The organism is Labedaea rhizosphaerae, from assembly GCF_004362825.1.
GTDB lineage: Bacteria > Actinomycetota > Actinomycetes > Mycobacteriales > Pseudonocardiaceae > Labedaea > Labedaea rhizosphaerae.
In genome coordinates, this window is the sequence record NZ_SNXZ01000003.1 from 911,784 (window position 1) to 933,544 (window position 21,761).

Annotated in this window: 15 protein-coding genes; 5 read left to right on the forward strand and 10 right to left on the reverse strand. The window is 67.9% G+C overall.

Annotated elements, in window-relative coordinates; translation table 11 throughout:
* Window positions 1-24 precede the first annotated feature (24 nt).
* The 4 genes from EV186_RS21485 to EV186_RS21500 all read right to left on the reverse strand — a co-directional run bounded on the left by EV186_RS21485 (window position 25) and on the right by EV186_RS21500 (window position 8,990).
* Entirely contained in the window at window positions 25-1,245 is a 1,221-nt protein-coding gene (locus EV186_RS21485; RefSeq protein ID WP_133851085.1) for an MFS transporter, read from the reverse strand.
* Window positions 1,246-1,844: 599 nt separating this feature from the next.
* Window positions 1,845-2,063 (reverse strand): hypothetical protein, encoded by a 219-nt coding sequence (locus EV186_RS21490; RefSeq protein WP_133851086.1) that lies wholly within the window; start codon window positions 2,061-2,063, stop codon window positions 1,845-1,847.
* A complete protein-coding gene (locus EV186_RS21495) occupies window positions 2,060-6,565 on the reverse strand; it encodes a molybdopterin cofactor-binding domain-containing protein (protein ID WP_133851087.1) in 4,506 nt (1,501 codons plus the stop codon). Before EV186_RS21495 ends, EV186_RS21490 begins: the two co-directional genes overlap by 4 nt.
* A gap of 517 nt (window positions 6,566-7,082) precedes the next feature.
* The gene (locus tag EV186_RS21500) at window positions 7,083-8,990 is read right to left on the reverse strand and encodes a S9 family peptidase (RefSeq protein WP_133851088.1); all 1,908 of its coding nucleotides are present in this window, start codon (window positions 8,988-8,990) and stop codon (window positions 7,083-7,085) included.
* 672 nt (window positions 8,991-9,662) lie between these two features.
* Here EV186_RS21500 and EV186_RS39495 point away from each other — a divergent pair.
* Complete coding sequence (locus EV186_RS39495) at window positions 9,663-10,277, forward strand: hypothetical protein (RefSeq protein ID WP_208115708.1); 615 nt, start codon at window positions 9,663-9,665, stop codon at window positions 10,275-10,277.
* A gap of 808 nt (window positions 10,278-11,085) precedes the next feature.
* Here the strand turns inward: EV186_RS39495 and EV186_RS21510 are convergent.
* The 3 genes from EV186_RS21510 to EV186_RS21520 all read right to left on the reverse strand — a co-directional run bounded on the left by EV186_RS21510 (window position 11,086) and on the right by EV186_RS21520 (window position 14,445).
* Window positions 11,086-11,928: a hypothetical protein gene (locus EV186_RS21510; RefSeq protein ID WP_133851089.1), complete on the reverse strand. Its 843-nt coding sequence runs from the start codon at window positions 11,926-11,928 to the stop codon at window positions 11,086-11,088.
* 976 nt (window positions 11,929-12,904) lie between these two features.
* A complete protein-coding gene (locus EV186_RS21515; RefSeq protein ID WP_243754172.1) occupies window positions 12,905-13,540 on the reverse strand; it encodes a hypothetical protein in 636 nt (211 codons plus the stop codon).
* 254 nt (window positions 13,541-13,794) lie between these two features.
* Window positions 13,795-14,445, reverse strand: a complete 651-nt coding sequence (locus EV186_RS21520; protein ID WP_208115709.1) for a TetR/AcrR family transcriptional regulator — start codon at window positions 14,443-14,445, stop codon at window positions 13,795-13,797.
* Window positions 14,446-14,500: 55 nt separating this feature from the next.
* Between EV186_RS21520 and EV186_RS21525 the strand changes: the two genes are divergently transcribed.
* The 4 genes from EV186_RS21525 to EV186_RS21540 all read left to right on the forward strand — a co-directional run bounded on the left by EV186_RS21525 (window position 14,501) and on the right by EV186_RS21540 (window position 18,076).
* Window positions 14,501-14,980, forward strand: a complete 480-nt coding sequence (locus EV186_RS21525; RefSeq protein WP_208115710.1) for a methyltransferase family protein — start codon at window positions 14,501-14,503, stop codon at window positions 14,978-14,980.
* A gap of 76 nt (window positions 14,981-15,056) precedes the next feature.
* Window positions 15,057-16,031, forward strand: coding sequence for a 5'/3'-nucleotidase SurE (gene surE, locus EV186_RS21530; RefSeq protein WP_133851091.1), 975 nt, complete (start codon window positions 15,057-15,059; stop codon window positions 16,029-16,031).
* Window positions 16,032-16,149: 118 nt separating this feature from the next.
* On the forward strand, window positions 16,150-17,205 hold the full coding sequence (locus EV186_RS21535; protein ID WP_133851092.1) for a carboxymuconolactone decarboxylase family protein: 1,056 nt from the start codon (window positions 16,150-16,152) through the stop codon (window positions 17,203-17,205).
* A 46-nt stretch (window positions 17,206-17,251) separates the two neighbouring features.
* Window positions 17,252-18,076, forward strand: coding sequence for a DUF72 domain-containing protein (locus EV186_RS21540; protein ID WP_133851399.1), 825 nt, complete (start codon window positions 17,252-17,254; stop codon window positions 18,074-18,076).
* A gap of 56 nt (window positions 18,077-18,132) precedes the next feature.
* On the opposite strand, the gene EV186_RS21545 is transcribed toward EV186_RS21540, so the two are convergent.
* The 3 genes from EV186_RS21545 to EV186_RS21555 form a co-directional block, all read right to left on the reverse strand.
* Window positions 18,133-19,563, reverse strand: coding sequence for an MFS transporter (locus EV186_RS21545; protein ID WP_166659257.1), 1,431 nt, complete (start codon window positions 19,561-19,563; stop codon window positions 18,133-18,135).
* 118 nt (window positions 19,564-19,681) lie between these two features.
* Window positions 19,682-20,443 (reverse strand): SDR family NAD(P)-dependent oxidoreductase, encoded by a 762-nt coding sequence (locus tag EV186_RS21550; RefSeq protein ID WP_133851093.1) that lies wholly within the window; start codon window positions 20,441-20,443, stop codon window positions 19,682-19,684.
* A 42-nt stretch (window positions 20,444-20,485) separates the two neighbouring features.
* Window positions 20,486-21,760, reverse strand: coding sequence for a class I SAM-dependent methyltransferase (locus EV186_RS21555; RefSeq protein WP_133851094.1), 1,275 nt, complete (start codon window positions 21,758-21,760; stop codon window positions 20,486-20,488).
* Window position 21,761 lies beyond the last annotated feature (1 nt).

Consider the following 21,761-nt stretch of genomic DNA (forward strand, 5'->3'; position numbering starts at 1 on the left):
CCGAGAATCGGCAGAAGTTCGATGCTAGCCGCGCGTGATCGCCTTATCCACCGCCAATGAGACGGGTCTGAGCGCCAGCGCGGCGAGCAGGATCAGCGCGCCGAGCGCCGGCCAGCCCGCGTCGCCGAACTGGTGCAGCGCCCACACCACCACGAACGGTCCGAGTAGTTGCGGCAGCGAGATGTACATCGACCAGACCGACTGGTTGTGCGCGGTGAGGTCGTGTTTGCGCAGGCTGACCGACAGTCCCCAGGTGGCGGCCGACACCAGCAGCTCACCGATCGACAGTGCCGCCACGGCCAGCAGCAGCAGCCCGACGCCGACCGTCAGCTGGGTGCTGGTGCGTGCCCCCGCGTAGAACAGCAGGCACGCCACCGCCAGCACCGACCCGCCGATCACCCCGGCCCGGCAGGCGCCGCGGATGTCGGAGGTGCCGCGGCTCAGCCGGATCTGCAGGACGATCGCGATCGCGGTGTGCAGCGCGAGGCAGAAGCCGATCAGCCACCGGTGCTCGGCGAAGTGGCTCAGTACCAGCAGCGGCAGACCGATTGTCAGCACGCTGGTACAGGTGAACAGACAACCGAGCAACAGCCCGACCACCGCGTACTGCCGGCTACGCACCGGCGCCGGCCGGCGGCTCGCCGGGGCCGTGCTGCTCGCCGGCATCCGGTACGCCAGCACCGCGGCGAACAGGAACGACAGTGAGTTCGCGGTGACCATCAGGTACAGGCTCACCCGACCGGTCGAGTCCAGCAGCGCGAGCGCGCCGAGCAGTGAACCGGCCGAGAACGCCACGTTGTAGACCGACCGGTTGTACGCGGCGATCCGGACCCGCTGCGACAGCGGCGCGAACGCCAGCAGCACCACCTTGCGGACCGGGCTCTCCCAGCCGTCCACGACCAGGATGAACACGCTGAGCACCAGGAACTCGGTGTACCCGTCGATCAGCAGGTAACCGGGGAAGGCCAGCCCGCGCAACAGGTGTACCAGCACCAGACTGCGCCGGTGACCGAGCCGGTCGGACAGCCGACCGAGTGGCACCCTGGTGAGCACGCTGAGCACCCCGCCGATGCCGAGCGCGACGCCGATCTGCGTTGGGGTGACCTCGACAACGGTCACGAACAGGACCACGCTGACCGTCAGGAAGCTGCCGGTGCCGAGCGAGTCGATCGCGGTGATCGTCGCGTAGCGGCGCTCGTGCGGGCTGGCCGGCAACCAGCCGCGAACCCCCGTCCCCGCCGCCACACATGCCTCCTTCCCGGCTCACCATCGCGAAGGGCGGCACGGGCCAGTAGCTCGGCGATCTGGACGGCGTCGAGCGCCGCGCCCTTGCGCAGATTGTCATTGCAGGTGAACAGAATCAAGCCCGTGGCCGTCCGGCACGCTGCGGGTGGGCGGTAACGGATGGCCCAAAGTCGTCGACGTTGAGGCGACGGCGCATCGCGCTGGTAGTCAGTTCGGCGGCACCCTAGGACGCCACTGCGTCCGCCGCCACTGCGGTGGTCGCTCTACGTCGGCCGGGACTTCGCTTGGCTGATCACCGGCTCAGATACCGGTCTCGGACGCATGAATGTGGGCATGAACTGGTGTCCAGTACTGCCTCCAAGGTGCTGCGGAGAGTCACCGGAGCCGCTCATGCCCAGGTCGCCAACCGGTGCCGCGGGTTGTAGTCGATTGAGGTTCCAGCCGGTGAGGGTTCGAATCCCTTCAGCCCCACCGAGGTTGACTTGCGGTAGCGCCACATAGGACTGCCTGGTAGTTGATCTTTGGGTGCGGGAACGGGTGCGTAGATTCCGCTCAGAGCCGCTGCTCGAGTGTGCTCTCGAGGCATCGGATGGCTGAAGTCACCCGGCCATGTCGTGCCGCGGCCGTGCGACAACTCCGAGCCGGATCCCGGCGACCGGTGCCGGAAGAACAGGTCCTCCAGTCGCGAACAGCGCGTGCGGCGCCGGGTAGACCAGGCCGCGCTGGACGTGCTCCCAGAGGTCGTGGCTGCGCACGTCCGCGGCGGCGACTGTCATGGACGCGGTGGATTGTTCTTGCCGGACAAGCGAGTCGGTCATGAGGTGCTCGCATTTCCTTGGGACAGGTCGACTTCGCACGCCCGGCGGACTTCCTGCACCGTCGCCGGAGCGTCCATCCGGAACAGTCCGTCGAGTCCGCGTTCGAGGCGGGAGGCGCGCACGGCGTCCTTCACGGCGAGGAACACGCTCGTCGCCAGGACCAGTGGTGGCTCGCCGACCTCCTTGGCGGACAACACGTTCGCCGGGTTCTCCGGCACGTCGGGGGCAAGGTTGCGTGGGAACAGGTGGGTGTTGAACTCCAGCGGGATCGTCGTGACCGCGGGTGGCTTGTACCGCCAGGTGTTCACGGTGTTGAGCCTGCCTTCGTCGTCGCCTTCCGGCTGGTACACCAGGTCCTCGGTCAGCACGTAGCCGATGCCTTGCACGAACGCGCCTTCGACCTGACCGATGTCCAGCGCGGGGTTGAGGCTCCAGCCCATGTCGTAGGCGATGTCGGAGCTCAGCACCTTGACCTCCCCGGTGAGGATGTCCACCTCGACCACCGAGCACGCCGCGGAGTAGGTGAAGTCGCAGAACTGATTGACCGCACCGCCCGGCGCGGCGTCCCGGTCGACCGTGATGCCGGGGATGTCGTGCTGATCCTTCATCGGCTTGTAGGTGAGCGCGGTCAGCGGTGTTTCGCCGCCCTGCATCGGCGCGGTGAACGACACCACCAGGTCGACCCTTTGCTGGTAGGCGACCTGGACGAGGTTCTGCCAGATCAGCCGCGTGATGCCGGTGGCCCGGTTGGTGACCGGTGTGGCCCAGCCCTGCTTGCCGTAGTTCCAGAAGTCGATCTGGCGCTCGCAGCACCAGTCCGGCCCGTTCTCCGCCAGCATCCGGTAGCCGAACTCGGTGAGCCGGGCGCGCAGCTGCTCACACACCTGCTTGACCGCCTCCGCGCTGTAGGACGTGCCGGTGGAGGCGCCCGTGCTCGTCGGGTTCGGGATCACCCCGGTGTTCGGGCCCTCGATCCGCAGCAGGTCGAACGGCACGTTCAACATGTACGAGGCGGCCTGCTCGACCCGGGTGTTGAGCCCTTGGCCCATCTCCACGCCACCCTGGTGGATCACCACGCTGCCGTCACCGGCGTACACCGCGGCGTAGGCGACCGCCTGTTCGAGCTGGACGAGGTTGTAGCCGGAGCCGTACTTCACCGGCACCATCGCGATCCCGCGCTTGCGCCACCGGTTGGTCCGGTTGAAGGTGTCGACCACGACCTTGCGTGCGTCGTACCTGGCTTCCTTGCGCAGGTACGCCCAGACCTCACGCATGTAGCAGTAGGTCAGGGCCTGCCCGAACGGCGTCACGTCGCCGCGCTTGTACAGGTTGCGCTCCCGGACCACCGCCGGGTCGAGGCCTGCAGCGAACGCGGCGTCGTCGATCGCGTTCTCGGTGATCAGCTTGCCCTGGATGTCGCCGAACGCCCGGAACGCCGTGCTCGGCGCCTTGTTCGTGCGGCAGACGTCGATCTGGTTGCGGAAGTTGTCGACCTGGTAGGCGTTGTCGGCGCGCAGTTGCAGGCAGTTGGTGACGACGAAGGAGCAGTCGTAGAACGCGCCGCCGTCGGCCCACATCGCGGTGTCCAACCCGTGCAACACACCGGTCTTGCGGTCGATCGCGACCTGGTAGGCGCCGTACACCGCGTGCCGCTTGCCGATCATGCCGGTGTCCGTGTCGCGCGGCAGCACCAGGCGCACCGGCCGGTCGAGCGCGTTGGCGGCGACGATCGCGGGCCCGACGACGAACCTGGCCTGCTCGGTCTTGCCGCCGTAGGCGCCGCCGACCTGCGGCACGTCGACCTCGATGCGGTGGTACTCCACGCCGAGCGCCATCGCGGAGGTCTGGTGCATCTCCATGGGGCTCTGGGTGGACGGGATCACCCGCCAGCGGTCGCCGTCCACCGGCTCGACCACGCACGCCTGCGTCTCCATGTAGAAGTGCGCCTGACCGCCCGTGGTCTGCGTGTTGGCGACGATGACGCACTCGACGTCGTCGATCTTCGTGGTCCTGGCCGACGGCGTGCGGTCGAACGGCTCGCGCTTGGCCACCCAGGACAGGTCCGAATCCGGCCGGTTGATCTGCCACACGTGCGAGTTGAAGTTCGCGGTCGTCGGGTAGTCGGGGAAGATGCTGCCCTGCTTGACGGCGTGCTCGATGGTCAGCACCGGACGACGCCAGTGCGACGGCCACTGCGTGACGTCCGTGTAGTCGACGCATTGCTCGCTCACGAACGCGGCGATGTCGACCGCCTGCTGCTCGGTCTCGGCCACGACGAGCACGATCGCCTGCCCGACGTAGTTGACCATGTCCACCGCGAGCAGCGGCTGATCGCCGCCCATGCCTTGCATGTTGATGCCGTGGGGTGGCACCTGGTCGTGGCCGACCAGCCCGACGAACCCCGGCTGGTGCCCCGTCAGGTACTCGGCGAGGGCCGCCTGGTCGACCGGATCGGCGCTGCCGGGCAGGTGGAAGTGGAAGTTCGCCAGTGCGGCACGGCTCGCCACGAAGGCGGCGTTCACCGTGCGGGCAGGCACCTGCGTCTCGTGCGTGTAGGTCACCTTGCCGGTCGCCTGGTAGAAGGCCATGAGCTTGATGTAGGGCTGGGAGACCGGCGCCTTCCAGTCCTGGATGACGTAGGTCTGCCTGCCGCCCGACAGTTCCCAGCGTCCCCAAGTGCTCTCCCCCGCCGACTTGTCGGCCACGGGCACCTGGTCGGGGGCGACGCCCAGCAGCGCGTTGACGATCGCCTTGTACAGGAACGCGACCGCCAGCTCGGTGCGGTATTCGTCCGTGATCCCCTCCCAGGGCACCTGGGTCATCCGGTCGTGCCAGCGGGCGAGCTCCGCTGCCACCTCCGTGCGCAGGGTCGCGGCCAGCTGGGGGAAGTCGTTGAGGGACAGGGGTTTGTTCGCCAGTTGGGCCTCGGTGCGCACCGGCCGCCACGGGAAGGGCGCGATACCGCCGTAGACGATGGTCGCGGTGTCGACGCCCTGGCCTTCGAGCCGCAGCATCGTCGTGCCGTTGACCAGCGAGTGCGCGTTGACGTCGCGCAGGGCGACCTTCTGCGCGAACACCCTCGTGACCGGGTCCGGCGGCAGCGGCAGCACGTAGCTCAGGATGACGAGGCCGGCGAGCTTGCCCGAGTCGGCGCGGACCTCGTCGACCAGCTCGGCCACGGCCATCTCACGGGGTTCGTCATCCTGCAGCGCCCACCACACCTTCACCCGGGCGCCGAGCGCGACGATCACGGTGAGCAGGTCGGACGGGAAAGGCTCGCCGACCTGGATGTGCTCCAGCACCAGCATGGTGTTGCCGCCGATCGTGGCCGCGTTGCGCACGATGGCACCCGCCGTGCGGCGGGCCATGAGCCACAGGGCCCCCGCCGCGGTGTGCTCCGCCATGCCCCGGGTGCGGCGGATCTCGTCGAGCTGGTCGATCAGCTCGGCGTAGGTCGTGGACGCGCCGACCTCGAGGGCCTGGGCGGTCGCGGACGTGTGGTGCAGCTCCGGGACGATCTGGATGTCGATCAGCACCTCGGCGGCGCGCACCTCGTCCGGGTAAACGCCGTAGGAGGTGTTGCCGTTGACCATTCTGGTGCACTTGCCCACGAACTCCCGCAGCAACGCCCCGAGCTCTGCCAGCGTGGCGGGCCGTGCCCACACCCGGCCGTCGCTCTCGAACCGCTGGGTCCCCGGCGGGGGCCCGTCGTCGGGCGGCAGCGCGATCTTGGGCCGCGCGGCCGGGACCATCGCCGAGAGCGCTTCCTCGGGCATGCACTTCATCCGGGCCGACTCGTCCTCGGAGGTCCAGTCACTCGCGAAGGTCTCCATCCCGGTCAGGATCGGCCGGTACCCGGTGCAGCGGCACAGGTTGCCGTCGAAGACGTCCTCGATCTGGCGTTTGGTCGGCTTGGGGTTCTTCTCGAGCAACGCGCTCATGTTCATCACGAAGCCGGGCGTGCAGTAGCCGCATTGCGTGCCATTGTTGATCGCCAGCCGGTGGGCGACCGGGTTCATGCCTTCCAGGGCGGTGCCCGGCGGTACCTCGTCGATGCCTGCGCCCGCGTCGAGCGCCCGCGCCGTCGCGGTTTGCGCCTCGCCCCGGGACTGGCTGGCAGCCTTCGCCGCGTCCGCCTCGCGACTGGTGACGTAGGTGGGCGGCGCCGCAGCGCGGGAGTACGCCAGTTGGTGGGCGAGGTGCTCGGGGGCGGGCCGCGTCGTGTCGCCGGTGCCCTCGATGGTCGTCACCGACAACCCGTCCAGGGCGCAGACCGGGCGAAGGCACGAGTTGATGGAGCGGTGCGTGGCCGCACCGGACTTGGCATCGCGGCTGGAGAGGATCACCGTGCAGGCGCCGCAACCTCCTTGCCCGCACCCCTTCTTCGCGCCGGTCAACCCGACTTCCGGCGAACGGAGGTAGTCGATGAGGAGCAGGTCCGGCGACGGGTTCTCCAGCGTCACCAGTTCGCCGTTGAGGAAGAAAGAAATGGTGTCGGTCACAAAATATCAAGCTAATCCGGCGTATTGTTTCGTCCACCGCCGAACTTGGTGGCGTTCCGGCGGCCGATACCTACGGTGACGACCATCCCAGCACTTCATTGTGAAGCCTCACTCAACAGTGCAAAATACCGACAGATCATGATGCGGGCGGTCCTGGTGCCGTCGCTGCCGTCCTCGCTCGGCTGAACTCGAACGAGAACGCTCGATGATCTTCTTATTTACTAACGATTATTCCGTTGTCGCCGATCTTCGCAACTCCTGCCCGGAGTGTTACGAGAATGGCGTACCCAATTGTGTGGAGTTGCCGGCAGGCGCCCGTGATGTGATCCTCCCGAACTCCCGGTGGGCAACCCGTCCGGACCTCAGCAGCGACGGCTTCCAGCCGTTGCAGGCGGTTCCACTGGAACAGGTGCAACAGCTGCGGTGCCGGCAATTCTGGCCGTCATACTTCCGTGGTGCAGGTGCAGGTGCAGGTGCGGGTGCACGGGTCGATGCGCGGAACGACCAGGTATCCCTGTCAGGGCTGGAGCCAGCGCTCGAACCAGGCACGGGTGCGACGCAGGATGTCGAGTTGGTGGTTGCGTTCCCGGATCGAGTGGCCCTCTCTGGGGTAGATCACGAACTCGTGCACGGCACCGAAGTGGCGCAGTGCCCGGTGAAAGTACACGGCTTGGCCGAGCGGGACGTTGGTGTCCTCGGCGCCGTGCAGGATGAGCACTGGGGTGCGGATGCGGCTGGAGAAGGAGATCGGGCTGAGCGCGTCGTGCGGGTGCGGGCCGATCCCCTCCCACCCGATGCTGCCGCCAAGCGCGCCATCGAGCTGGCCGTACTCCCCGGTTGCGGCGAGCATCCCCCAGTCTGTGATACCCGCGTCGACCAGCGCGGCGCGAAACCGGTTTGTCTGCCCGATTGCCCAGGCGGCCATGAATCCACCGTGGCTCCCGCCGGCGATGCCCAGCCGGTCGGGGTCGGCGATGCCCTGGTCGATGAGCAGGTCGATGCCGGTCAGGATGTCGGTCCACTCCTCTCGGCCGACCCTGCCCGCGACGCTGGCGGCGAACTCGTGACCGTGGCCCTGACCGCCGCGCGGGTTGGGCAGGAACACCGCGTATCCGTCGGTGGCCAGCCACTGTGCCCGTGCACCGTAGAACGAGAACAACTGGAGTTGATCGGCGTACCGGTCGTAAGGGCCACCGTGCACGATCGTGACGAGCGGGAACGGGCCATCCGAAGCGGATTTCCCAACCGGTAGTACCAGCAGACCGTCCAGTTCGAGTCCGTCGACGGCACGGTAAGCCAGCGGTTGCTGGGTGCCGAACGTGATGCCGTCGAGTTCGGGGCGCGTGTCCGTGACCTTTCGCAGCGGCCCGACTGGCGGGCCGATGTGGATGTTCGTGGGTTGGTAACGGGTACCGGTCAGTGCCGCGATCGTCGTGCCCGCGGGGTTGGTGGTGAGGGAGTCGAGGCGGCCGGGGTGCTGCGACAGCGGCGTGGAGCCGTCGGGATCGAGCCGGGCGAGGGTCGTGTTCAGGCCGTCGGCGAACACGACCAGAGGGGCGGCGTCGGTCTGGCGTAGTTCGGTGGGGCACATCGGGAGGTTGGCGGTGCGGTTGCGTCGGACGCGGCTGCTGATGGCCAGGTCGAACACCGCGGTGCCGGCGTGGAGGACCGGTGGGGTGAGGGCGATGTAACCGAGGTGCCAACCGTCTTCAGCCGGCCACCAGGCCAGCGATTGTGCTTCGACCTCGACCGGTCCAAGGTCCTCAGCGGTCCCCGTTGCGAGGTCGAACAGGTGCAGCTGGCCGGTGCGGGGGCCGTAGTCCTTGTCGGCGCTGGCCTGGGTGAGCACGGCGAGCGGGCCACCGTCGGGTCGTTGCCGCAGTTCCACGACGTGCCGGTCACCGAACACACTCGGAGTGGTGACCTGGCCGGCGCGCAGGTCGAGCAGGCGCAACCGGGCACGCGGTTCGCTTTCACCGACGACGATGGCGTCGTCGCGGTCCTGGGCGCGGCGCGTGTCCTCCTCGGTGGGCTCGTCCTCGGCGAGCAGAGCGACAAGGCTGGGATCGGCGAGCGGCAGGTGGTCGATGATGCCGGCGCGCCAGCCGGTCACCGCGATCACCACGCCGTCGGCAGGGGTGAACCGGTGCAGCTGCGGAGTGCCACGCTCCGCGCGGTCGGACAGGAAGTACAGCGTGCGCGAGTCCGCGGACCAGCGGGGTCGGGACTCCGTCGCGGTGTCGGCGGTTACCCGATGCCACTCACCATCGCCTTCGATGTCGGCCAGCCAGAGCGCGGTGTCGAGGTGGTCACCGATTCGGCTGATGGGGGCGAGAACGTAGCAGAGCAGTTGCCCGTTCGGAGCGAGAGCAGGGGCTTGCGGGACGCGGCCCTCGACCACGAGTTCAGCGGTCAAACCTGTCATGTGATCAGTGTGCCCAACGTCAACAGCGCACCACGTTGACGAGTCGGTGCGCTCGGTCCGCTTGGCCAAAGCGTGCAGCCGCACCGACGGGTGCACACCCCACGCGCCCAGTCAGTCAAGGTGCAGACAAGCGCAGCCAACACAGGCCAAATCCGGCCAGTGCGCTCGCACTCGTCCCGCGCACCGAGCCCACCACCATTAGAGCCGCGCATGGGCATGAGTGTGGGCATGAACTGGTGTCCAGCACTGCCTCTAGCGCGCTGCGGAGAGTCACGAGATCCGCGCATGCCCTGGCCGCCAAGCAGTGCCGCGGGTTGTAGTCGATTTAGGTTCCAGCCGGTGAGGGTTCGAATCCCTTCAGCCCCACCAATGTTGACCAGCAGGAACATTCGGCTGGACTGTCATCAAGGCGACCCGTGGGTGCGAGAACGGGTGCGTACATTCCACTCAGTGCGGTGGCCTGAGTGTGCTCTCGAGGCACCGGGCGACGGAAGGCTGCCGGATACGTCGTGCCGCAGCCGGCGATCATCCCAAACTCGCAACCGCCAGACGGGTGCCCCGCACGTCGGCATGGGAGTGCAGTCCATCGTGCGAGCAAGGCCGCGGTCGTAGCGATGCGGGTGGCACGGCGATACTGGTGTTGATCGAAATAGCCACAAGTGGGAGTTAGATGTGATCGAGGCGGTGCACTTTGTCGTCACGGCGTTGACCGCTGGCGCTGAGGCGAAAACCAGCGAGACTGCATCGACCGAGTTGGTGGACGCATACTCGGACATGAAGGCGCTGGCGCTTCGGCTGCTGCGCCGTGCCGGCTCAGCACCGATCATGGTGGCTCACATGGTGGAAGCAGACTTGATCAAACTGACCACGATGTCAGAGCGGAAGGAACTCGAGGCTGTTTTCCGCGCCGCGAGAGCCGAGTCGGACATGGAGTTGCTGGCGGCGGCCCTCAAGGTCCTGGAGTTGCTCGACCCAGCCGGTCGGAAGGCGGACGAGTATCGGGCGCTGCTGCGCGATGACACAGCATTCCAGATCTTGGGCACCGCTGAAGCAATCGCCTACCTCCAGGAGATTGCCCAGGAGATGATTCTCCTTTTCCCCATCACGATGGGAGAGGCCATCGGGCGGATCAACCGACACTTCGCGGAACACCGGTTCTTCAGTCCCATCTCGGTTTCCAACCTTCTCCACGAAGAGCAAGACACGTGGGCCAAACACATCTACTACGGCAGAGACACATTTTGGTGGTTGGGCAAGGACGACCTCGAACCTCTACCTTATCCCTAGCAGGCCATCCTGTATCTACTCGACGGGACATCGTATCCGACATGCCGGTACGCCACCTCATGCGCACCCGCTCCTCCGCCGTAACCTGCCAACCGCCCGACATCATCTGGTCCCTTGGTTACTGTTCTCGCCACCGCCACAAAACGGGTCTGCCGTTACAACTGATTCCTCATCTAAAGGGTCGCGATCACTCAGCCGTCGGCATAAGCGCATGTTAACTGCCACAGGATCCCGATTCGATAGAGACGCGAGAGACAAACGAACTCGATGCCGACCTTGTCAGTGCATTGGCTCTACGGCTCCTCAGTACGTGCGCAGGCCATGCCTGGCGCGTTGGCCATGAGCTCTGGGCCGCCGTAGAGCTCGATGCCCGCGCCCTGTCGCAGACCAGCGATCGGGGTGCATTCACAGCGCTGCCAGCGGCGCCATCCAGCACCGCACGCCGATCGCTGGTGTGCGAGTTTGGGTGCGAGCGTGCGTCAACGGATGCCTCTGATGCCTCGATCGGGCCTTCTTGAGTCCGCGTCCGCCCTGGTGGGGCATCAATGCCGCAGTTTGTCGTCGATTTAGGTTCCAGCCGGTGAGGTTTCGAGTCCCTTCAGTCCCACTAGCTCTGGCCAGCGGAAACACTCAAGTCCCGTCGCCGCCGAGCTGACCTTTGGGTGCGAGAACGAGATCACGCCGACCGAACGGCAGTCGGCCACGTCCGCACAGCGGCAGAAGCGGATGTTCGTGGTTAGGTGAATCAGGTCGGCGGCAACAGCGGGCCTGATGTCTGCGTTGGCCTACGACCCGTAAGGGTTCCGCGCTATGCGGGACAGCTGTGGTGGAAGGTCGTTACTGTCGGGCCGATCGTGGTCGCGATGACGCCGTCGTCGGTGATCACCGGTGCGCTGAAGCCGTTGGAGTCCGCGCTGGTGACGAGGGTGTGCGTAAGGACTCCGTTGTCCCAGACTCCGAGCGCCTCGCTGCCGTCGGCGGTGCGGTAGGTGCCGGCCGTACGGGTGCCGGAATCGACGACGGGTCCGGTTGCCCATCTATCCAGCTGGCGGACAATCGTGCCGGACAGGTCCCATTCGATGGTGACGAATTGGTCGTTCTCGTACTTCTCGCCCGCGATGCGGCCGTTGCGGAACGCGTTGACGTAGTCGGTACCCAGCGCGAGCTTGGTCATCGTTCCGTCCGGATACCGTACGAAGTAGTCAGTTTGCGACGTCGACGCACTGATCAGGATGCGGCCTTGCTCATCGATCTCGACCGGGCTGACGTAGCCGTAGGCGGCGGGATCGGGATTGACCGTCAGCACCGTTCCCGGTGCGGAGGCCCGCCAGATCGTCAGGTCGAAGGTGTCGCCGATGCCACCTGCGGTCCCGACGATGTCGCCGGTGTCGTTGATGGAGAGGGCTCGCGCGGTCCGGTGGCCCGGCGGTATCGGCAGAGCGGTGAACCGGCCGTCGCGGTAGACGACCGCGTCGTCGGGTACGCCGTCGGCGATGGTCATGCCGACCGCGGTGCCGGTGGAGTTGATGTCGTTCAGTTCGGTTTGCTGACCGAACGCCCGGCCAAGATCTTCGGCGACACCGTTGTGCCAACGGATCGTGCCGGAGGAACCGCTGCCTGCCAACCAACCGCCGTTCGCGGCAGCGGTCACGTGCCCCCAGGACTGCCCGGCGGGCAACGGCAGAGGGGCCTGCGTCCAGGTGCAGTCGTCGGCGTCCCGCGCCGTGGCGATGCCTGATGTGACCGTCAACGTCGAGGCCAAGACCGCTGTGGCGGTCAGAACTGCCTTTTGTGTGCGTTTCATGGTTCCCCTCGTTCGCAAGACATCGCGGCCGCCTCCGCACCGACTCCTTTACGTCTGCGTCAGACGAAGCAGTCCGCAGTGGGCAGCGCATGTTGGAAGTCCTTACCTGCAGCACGCTCCGCAACGTCATTCGGTTGCCTGCCGTGCCCTCCCGAACTCAGATAGACCCATTCCTTTGCCTACAGACCGATCGACACCAAACCATCGCTCGTGGTCACGGGCCGCCCAGCAGCCAGAAGTACCTCGAACGGCAGGGTGCAACTTGGGCAAGGAACACACTCAACTCGGCATGAGCGGATGTTCGTTGGCAAGGTTCCAGTATCAGGTCGCCGCAAGGCCAACCTCGATGCCGGCACCTCGACACTGCGCGCGACCTCCGCACCCCCACACCCTGCGCAGCCCACCTTGAAATCAGCAATGAGACCACCTCCGGTACAACGCCGCCGATCGCTGGGTGCGAGTTTGGGGGCGTACGTGCGGCAACTGATGCCTCTGCTGCCTTGATCCGGTCTTCTTGAGCCCGGGTCTGCCGTGGTCGCACGCTGGTGCCGCGGTTTGTAGTCGATTTAAGTTCCAGCCAGTGGGGTTCGACTCCCCTCGACCCACCCGCAACTGACCAGCAGAAATATCCGTCTGCACGCTCGTCAAGAGGGCCCGCGCATGCAAACATTCCACTCAGTGCGCCGACGTACGCCGAGCGCGGGGCTACTGGCCGCTGTCCGCGATAGCTCTGGCTCAACGGAGACTTGACAGGAGGTACGCGCCGGATCCGGTTTTGCAGTGCGGCGGATGGTGGCGTTTCGCGTGGCGGCTGTTGTCCGCATTAACAATGCGGTCTGGTGATGTCGGCTGGGAATCGGGGGTCGATTTCGTAGTGGGTGTCGAATTGGCTGCTGAAGCCGGTCACGCGGACGGTCTGGCCCACGGCGAGACCGCTCAGGTCGATGCCGGTCTGGGTGTTGACGAAGATCGTGAGCTCACCGGAGCCGTCGTCGACGAGGAACTTGAAACCGAACGGTAGGTCCGACTCCGGTGCACTGGTGATCCTGGCGACGACGGACACCAGCAGTCCCTCGGTGTCTTCGCCGACGGCCCCGGTGCGCACCTTCCGGGGATCGATCGCGGCACCCTTGCCGTGCACGTGGACCGCGGCCGGATCGGCGGGGACGAGGATGCGCAATCCGAAGCTGTCAGCCAGCGTCCCGGTCGCGTGCACTCTGGCTCCCGGCGAGACATGCAGGTCGACCGCGACGCTGACATAGATCCCGGCGCTGTGGTCCTGGATCGCGAAGCCCTTATCGAAGAAGCTGGACTCGAACGCACCCGACGGAGTTGTGGCCACGCCCTCGAGCGTGACCACCGTGTCCGGAGGCAAGGTCCGGGCCCTCGCAATGGACACCACGTGGCGCGAGGTGTCCGTCGCCTGCGCAGATGGTGCCAAACCGACGCTGACCAGCACCAAGAGCAACGCCGCAATACCCGATCGCCGAGAGAACATGTACCGATCTCCATCCCATGCTCGAAATGGCCGGCTCACAGGCGCGTCACCTGGCGCTGGTAGTCGGTTTGGAACTTTCCCGGATATCTCGGAGGAATGAGTGCCCCCAGCTTGGTGAGCCACCCGGCCAGCCTCATCAGGATTATCAGGAAACCCCACCGAGCGGCTACGGCGATTGGACCTCAATCCATGCACCACGACGATGACGATTTTTTTCAGGCGCGTCGGTCGTTGGTGAGGATGGCTGCGGCGACGGTTTCCACGTACCACTGCTGGAACCGCTCGGCGGACCAGCCGCGGCGGCGGACCAGCCAGTCGTAGTTGTGCACGTCCATGGCCAGCCACAGCACGTCGGCCACGGTGTCGATTGTGTGGTCCGTTCGCAGTTCGCCGGTCTCGGCGAGTTCGGCGGCGAACCTCGTCATGCCGGTGCGCCGGTCGTCCATGTTCTTGCGCCAGATCGCCGCTGCGTCGGGGTCGGCGGTGGCGGCAGCCGCGAGCGCCAGCATCACCTGGGTCTGCCTGGCGTGGATCTCGGCCAGGTGCCGGGCATAGCGGCGCAGTTTGCTCCGGGCATCGGGCAGCGCACGGATCTCCGCCACGAACGAGCGCTCCGACAACTCGACCGGTTCGTCGTCGCCGGCAATGGTGACGTCGACCAGCGCCGAGAGCAGCGCCTGCTTGCTGCCGAACACCTTGTACACCGTCTGGATCGCCACGCCGGACTCCGCGGCGACCTTCGTCAACGGGGTTGCCGCATACCCCGGGTCGACGAAGAGGGTTGCCGCCGCGTCCAGGATCGCGCGCCGGGTCTGCCGGGCCTGTTCTTGCCGGTGTGCTGAGTCGTAACGCCTCTTGACAGCCACGGGTCGAGTGTAGTGCTCTATTGGATAGAGCAAGCCTCTACCCAAGGAGCCCGTCATGCCAGCTGACACGAAGACCCAGCGCGGCGCGCGAGTGGTCCTGATCCCGCCGCCGCTGTACTACGTCGCTGGGATCGCCGCGGGCATGGCGGTCAACGCCCTGGTCGCGTTTCCGGTCGGCGGACGTCCGGTCACGGTGGCCGTCGGGGCGGTGATTGCCGCGCTCGGATTGGCGTTGGCGTTCACCGGCGTCGCCGCGGTGATCAGGCACCGCACCACGATCGTGCCCCACCACCAGGTCGCCGTCCTGCTCACCGAAGGCGTCTACCGCCTGTCCCGCAATCCCATGTACACCGGCTTGGCCACGGCATACGTCGGCATGGCGCTGGTGTTCGGCTCCTGGTGGCCGCTGGTGCTCTTCCCGCTCGTCGTCCTCGTCGTGCGCGCACTGGTCATCCGACCGGAGGAGGAGTACCTCGCCCAGCGGTTCGGCCGGGACTACGCCGATTACGCGGCACGTGTGCGCCGGTGGCTCTAACGTCACCAATGTTTCGCTAATGCGCACCGTGCCGCCGTTACGCTGCTCCTCCATTCTTGATCCTTGAGGAGACGCGATGCGGTTGAAGGCTTTGCGAGTGGCGGTCGTGGCGGTGGTGGTCCTCTCGATGGCTGGGGCCGCGCAGGCCAGCCCGCAACACGAGCGGCCGGTTTCGTTGGCAGGCAAGAAGATCCTGCTCGTCAACGACGACTCGGTGCAGGCGGCGAAGCCCGACGGCTCGGACGGGCGCGGGCTGTACGTGCTGCGCCAACGGTTGTGCCGCGCCGGAGCCGACGTGGCGGTCGTCGGGCCGTGGCTGCCGCAGGGCGGCAAGAGCCGGGCCATTTCGGGTTCGCCCGCCGTGTCCGTCGCCGCGCCGTTGGCCGTGCCCGCCGAGTTCGCCACCGACTGCGCGACCGCGCCCGCGCACGGACTGGTGCTGGGCGTGTGCCAGGGCAGCGGCCCCTGTGGTCCGACCACCCCGTCGGTGACGCCGGCGGACGCGGTCGATCTCGCGCTGACTGCCCTGCTGGCGCAACGCCTCGGCTGGAACGACGGGCCGGACATGGTCATTTCCGGGATCAACGCCGGCCCGAACACCGACTTCGCGATCAACGGGTCCGCCACCATCGGCGCGGCCACCGCCGCGGTCGAACGGAAAGTGCCCGCCATCGCGGTCAACGCCGGCACGGGCGTCGCGACCCGACCGACGACGGAAACCTATGGTGCCGCAGCCGACGTCGTCGTCCGGCTGCTCACGCTGCCCCGCGTTTGGGCCTACGTGCGGGACATGGTCCTGTTGAACGTCAACCAGCCGGACGTCCAGCCCGGCGACGGACCCGCACCGGTGCGCTGGACGTCGGTCGGCCGGGCGACGCAGGGCCGGGCCGGCTACACGCCGACCGGCGACGGCACCTACCAGTTCGCGTACACGCCGGAAACGCCGACGCCGACGTTCGAGCCGGGCACTGACACGAAGGCCTTGCTCGACGGGTACGTGAGCGTGTCGCCGGTGGTCGTCGACCGCACCTACGCGGGCCGCTCGCACTGACGAGATCCTTTTGGGGGCGCGCCGCGGTTCGACTGTGGCGCGCCTTCAATTTGAACACCTGGCGAGTGCGGCGCAACGGCGGTTACGGTCGGCTTTCTGCCTCCGAATGGAGAGATCCATGAGCAGGTTGACGTTGGCCGTGCTCGGCGCGCTCGGGAACACCCAGGTGAAATACGTTCGGCCGGTCCGGTTCGGTGCGGCGCAAGGGTTGGTCGCCGAGGTCTATCGGCAGATCGAGCGCGATTTCGGTGTGCTCGCCCCGCCGATGACGCTGCATTCACCGGCGCCGGCCGTGCTGGCCGGTGCGTGGTCGATGTTGCGGGAGACGATGCTCGTGCCTGGTCACGTTGACCGGGTGGTGAAAGAGGCGATGGCCACCGCTGTGTCCGTCGCCAACACCTGTCCGTTCTGCGTGACGGTGCACGGCAGCACGTACGGGGGCATGACCGGGAACAGCGTCGAGACCATCGATGATCCGGCAGTTACGTGGGCGCGGGCGAGTGTGCACGCGGACACCGCGGCGAGCGCCGGCATCCCGTTCACCGCGGCGCAGGCACCCGAGTACCTGGGGCTCGTCACCATGATGCAGTACCTCAACCGGATGGCGAACGTGTTCCTCGGCGAGGTCCCGTTGCCGCCGGGTACGCCCCGGTTGGCGCTCGGTGGTGTGATGGGTGTGCTGGTGGGGTTGATCAAGTCAGCCGCTGGCACGGAGCCGGCGCCGGGCCGCTCGCTCGCATTGTTGCCCGAGGCGTCGCTGCCCGCCGAGCTCGGCTGGGCTGCCGCAGCTCCGACCGTGGCAGGGGCCATGGCAAAGGCGGCTGCGGCGGTCGAGGAGGCCGGCAGCCGAGCGGCGCCCGCCCAGGTGCGGGACCTGGTGCGGGCCGAACTGGCCGGCTGGCGGGGTGAACCCAAGGGGATCAGCCGGGCCTGGGTCGACCACCTGGTGGCGGCGCTGCCCACCGCGCGGCGACCGGCCGCCCGGCTCGCGCTGCTGGTCGCGTTCGCCTCGTACCAGGTCGACAAGCGGGTCGTGGCGGACTTCCGGCGGACGGATCCGTCTGACGCCACCTTGGTCGAGCTGGCGGCGTGGTCGGCGATGGCGGCCGCCCGGCGGATCGGCGAGTGGGCCGCACCCTCCGACAGCGCCGAACCGGGATATTTTGAGCCGTGATCGAGGGGAGCTGACGCCAGTGCCACGTCTTCACGTCGGCTGCGCGATGTGGACGCACAAGGCGTGGCCCGGGCGGTTCGTGCCGCAGGCGCTGCCGGCGAAGGAACGCCTGCGGGCCTACGCCGGCTGGTGCAACGCCGTCGAGGGCAACACCACCTTCTACGCGACCCCGACCCGCGACACCGTCGCGACTTGGGCGCAGCAGATCGACGCCGACTTCCGGTTCGTGGTCAAGCTGCCCAAGGTCGTCACGCACGAACGCCGGTTCGCCGGTGTCGAGGCCGACATGCGGGCGTTCCTGGACGCGATCGAACCGCTCGGCGAACGGGCGGTCCTGTGGACCCAGTTGCCTGGCTCGTTCGGCCCGTCGGACGTCGATGCCCTCGGCCGCTTCCTGCGCCGGCTCCCCTCCGACCGTCGGCGCGCGGTGGAGGTGCGCCACCCGGAGTTCTTCACCGACGCCCGCTCGACGTCGCTGCTGGAGCGAGCGCTCACCGACGCCGACGCCGAGTGGGTGCCGTTCGACACCACGGTCTTCTTCCGGAACCCGCCGACCAGTGAGGCCGAGCGGGAGACCTGGCCCAAGAAGCCGCGGGTGCCGCGGCGCACCCGGGCGCTGACCGACCGGCCGATCGTCCGCTACCTGGGCCGGGATTCGGTCGAAGAGACGGTCGCGGGCTGGAAGCCGTGGACCGCGGTGGTCGCCGGCTGGCTGCGCGAAGGCCGGTCGCCGACGGTTTTCGTGCACACCCCCGACAACAACGAGGCACCGGCGCTCGCCCGCCGGTTCCACGACGACGTGCGAGCGCTGGTGCCGGACCTCGAGGCACTGCCCGAGCCGGAGCCGGTCGCGCCCGCGACCCTGTTCTGAGGCAGGCCGGAGGGCCGGGCTCGTCATCGAGCACCGGCCCTCGAACGAACCTCGGCTCAATTGCCGGGTTCCTGCGGTGCTTTGCGGGGCATCAGGGCGACGACCGGGATGCTCAGGGCGGTGACGGCCAGGACGACGACGAGGCTGACCGTCATCGCGTGGTCCAGTCCGGAGCTCGCGGCCTGGAAGAAGATCGACGTGAGCGCGGCCGAGCCGATCGCCGAGGCGAGCTGCTGGATCGAGCTGAACGAGCCGCTGGCGCTACCGGCTTCATCGGGCTTCGCGTCGCCGAGGGCGACCACGGGGATCGTGGCGAAGCTGAGGCCGATGCCGACACCGATGACGATGAACGCCGGCGCCAGCGTCCAGAGGCTGATGTTCGTACCTGCGTCCGCCACGAAGGCCAGCACCCAACCGCAACCGACGAGGTCGACGGCGAGGCCGATGAAGACCAGGGTGCGACCGAGCTTGACGACCAGGCCGCCCATGGCGGCGAACCCGGCGACGACGAGCCCCACGGTGATCGGCAGCAGGCCGAGCGAGGCGTCCCTCGCCCCGACGTGCAGGCCCTCCTGCAGGAACAGCGACAGCACGAAGAGCAGGCCGGTGCCCGCCGCGACGGCGACCAGGCACACGAGCAGGCCGGACGTGAAACCCCGGTTCTTCAGCAGCGACGGCTTGATGAGCGGGTGGGTCGCGGTGCGCTGGCGATGGGCGAAGGCGGCGAAGAACAGGACTCCGATGGTGATCGAGGCGACGGGGACGGCGCTCCAGCCGTTGGTCGAGCCCTCGATAAGGCCGTACAGCACGCCGATCATGGTCACCGCGAGCAGGCCGGAGGCCCGGCCGTCGACGACGGTGGAGCGGTCGGCGTCGTCGTCGCGCGGCAGGATCCGGCCGGCGATGATCATGCCGACCACGCCGAGGATGATGTTGATCAGGAAGATCGGGCGCCAGGACAACCCGAAGACGTCGGCGCTGATGAGGAACCCGGCCAGGATCGGGCCGCCGACACTCGAGAGGGCGAGCACGGGACCGAACATCCCGAAGGCCTTGGCGAGCATGTCGCGGTCGAACGCCTTCGTCATGGTCGCCATCCCCTGCGGGATGAGCAGCGCTCCGAACGCACCCTGGGCGACCCTGGCGACGATGAGCAGGGCCGGGTCCGGCGCGAAACCGGCGACTGCCGACGCCACCGTGAACCCGCCCATGCCGATCAGGAAAAGCCTGCGCTGGCCGAACTTGTCCCCCAGCCGGCCGCCGACCACGAGCAGCACGCCCATGGCCAGCATGTACGCCGTTCCCAGCCACTTGATCAGGCCCACGCCGCCGTCGAGGTCACCGGCGATGGTGGGGGCGGCGATGTTGGTGACCGTCGAATCGATCACGTCGAGGGCGTCGGCGAGCAGCACCAGCGCCAGGATCGCCCACATGCGGCGACCGGAGCTGCGTGCGGTGGCCGTGCCCGGCTTCGTCAAGGTGGTCATGAGGAGCGTCCTTGCCTTCTGCGCCGGCCGCCCCGGCTGGGCAGCCTCTCGCCCCTCCTACGAACGCCCCCGACCCGATCCGACACCGCCTCGCAAAATTTCTTCGGGAAGAATCCGTTCAGCGTTTGCGCAGGCGCAGGGAGGTCCAGCTGGCGTCCGCGATCCAGCCGCCGTCGACGGGGAGCTGGGCGCCGTTGATGAAGCCGCTGCGGGCCGGGTCGGCGAGGAACGCGACGGCGGCGGCGATGTCCTCGGGGGTGGCGAAGCGGCCCATCGGGACCCGGTCGGTGACGTCCTGGTCGGTGTAGCCGCCCGAGGCTTGGTCGGCCGCGTCCATTTCGGTCTTGACCCAGCCGGGGCAGACGGCGTTGACGCGGACGCCGCGGCCGCCCCACTCCGCGGCCAGAGTCTTGGTCAGGCCGATGAGGCCGTGCTTGCTGGCGTTGTAGGCCGACCGGTCGGCCACCGCGTGCAGGCCCGCGATCGACGCGATGTTGACGATGGAACCCGCGCCTTTCTCGAGCATGCGCCGGCCGAACCGCCGGCACAGCAGGAACGGGCCGGTGAGGTTGACGTCCAGCACGCGGCGCCACTGCTGCGCGGTCGTCGTCTCGGCGGCCTCCAGCAGCGAGATGCCGGCGTTGTTGACCAGGACGTCGACGTCCTCGACCCGCGCGGCCAGGCGCTCGACGTCGTCCTCGCTGGCGACGTCGCAGACCACGGCGGTGGCGGCGCACCCGCGGTCACGGAGTTCGCCCAGGAGCTCCGTCTGGTCCTGGACGTCCACGAGAACGAGGTCGTAGCCCTCGCCGGCCAGCGTGCGGGCGACCTGCCTGCCGATGCCCATCGCCGAGCCGGTGACCACCGCGACCGGAGCCATGTCGTTCCTCCCAAGATGATCGGACCGGCTCCGGTGGGAACGTCAGAGACCCCAGTCGGGGCGCAGGTTCATGTTCGCGGTCCCGTCCGGTGCCGGTTTGACGCCGAGGAGCTGGTGCAGTTCGAGTCCGTGGCGTTCGAAGGCCAGCTGGGAGCTTGCCAGGTACAGCGCCCACGTCCGAACCCGGCCGAGGCCGGCGTCCTCGACCGCCGCGTCCCAGTTCTCGTCGAGGTTGGCGCACCAGGCGGCCAGCGTCTTCCCGTAGTGCTCACGCAGGTTCTCGTCGTGGCGGATCTCGAAGCCGTTGTCCTGCATGGCACTGGCGATCTCGCCGATGCCTTCCAGCTCCCCGTCGGGGAACACGTAGCGCTCGAAGAACGGGCCGAGCCGGTGGGACTCGGTGGTGGTCGTCCGGGTGATGCAGTGGTTGAGCAGCCGGCCGTGCACGCGCAGCTTGCTCGCGAGGAACCGGAAGTACGCCGGGAGGTTGCGGGCGCCGATGTGCTCGGTGAGCCCGATGGAGGACACCGCGTCGAAACCGGTCTCGGTGACGTCGCGGTAGTCCAGGTGGCGGACCTCGACCCGGTCGGTGAGCCCGGCCGCGGCGACCTGCTTGCGCGCCCACTGCGCCTGCTCGCGCGAGAGCGTCACGCCCAGGGCGGTCACGCCGTAGTGCTCGGCGGCGTGCATGACCATGCCACCCCACCCGCAGCCGACGTCGAGCAACCGCATGCCGGGTTCGAGCCCGAGTTTGCGGCAGACGAGGTCGAACTTGTGCGCCTGCGCGGTTTCCAGCGAGGCGTCGGCGGTCGGGTAGCACGCGCACGTGTAGGCCATCGACGGGCCCAGCACCAGTTCGTAGAACCGGTTGGACACGTCGTAGTGCGCGGCGATCGCGGCCTCGTCGCGACGGCGTGAGTGCCGCAGCCCGGACACGACGCGCCGCAGCTTGCTGGGCAGTTCCTCCGGCGGCGGGGACACCGGGCGCAGGTACTGCGGTGCGAGTTCCCGCAGCAACCGGATGCCGTCCTGCCAGCGCAGGGTTTCCAGCAACGGCAACATCACCTCGAGCACGGCGTGGATGCCGCCCGTGACCCGCAGGTGCCCGGTCACGTAGGCCCGCGCGAGCCCCAGTTCCCCGGGCGCGGACAACAGGTAGCTCAACGCTTTCGGGGACGTGAGCTCGAACCCCACGGGCGCGGCGGGATCACCCGCGACGCTGCCGTCGTAGAGCTTCACCGCCAGCGGGGTGCCGGGCGGGATGAGTCCCTCGAACGCCGCGGCGAGCGGACGGGAACCGGGTTCTCGGCGGAGCATG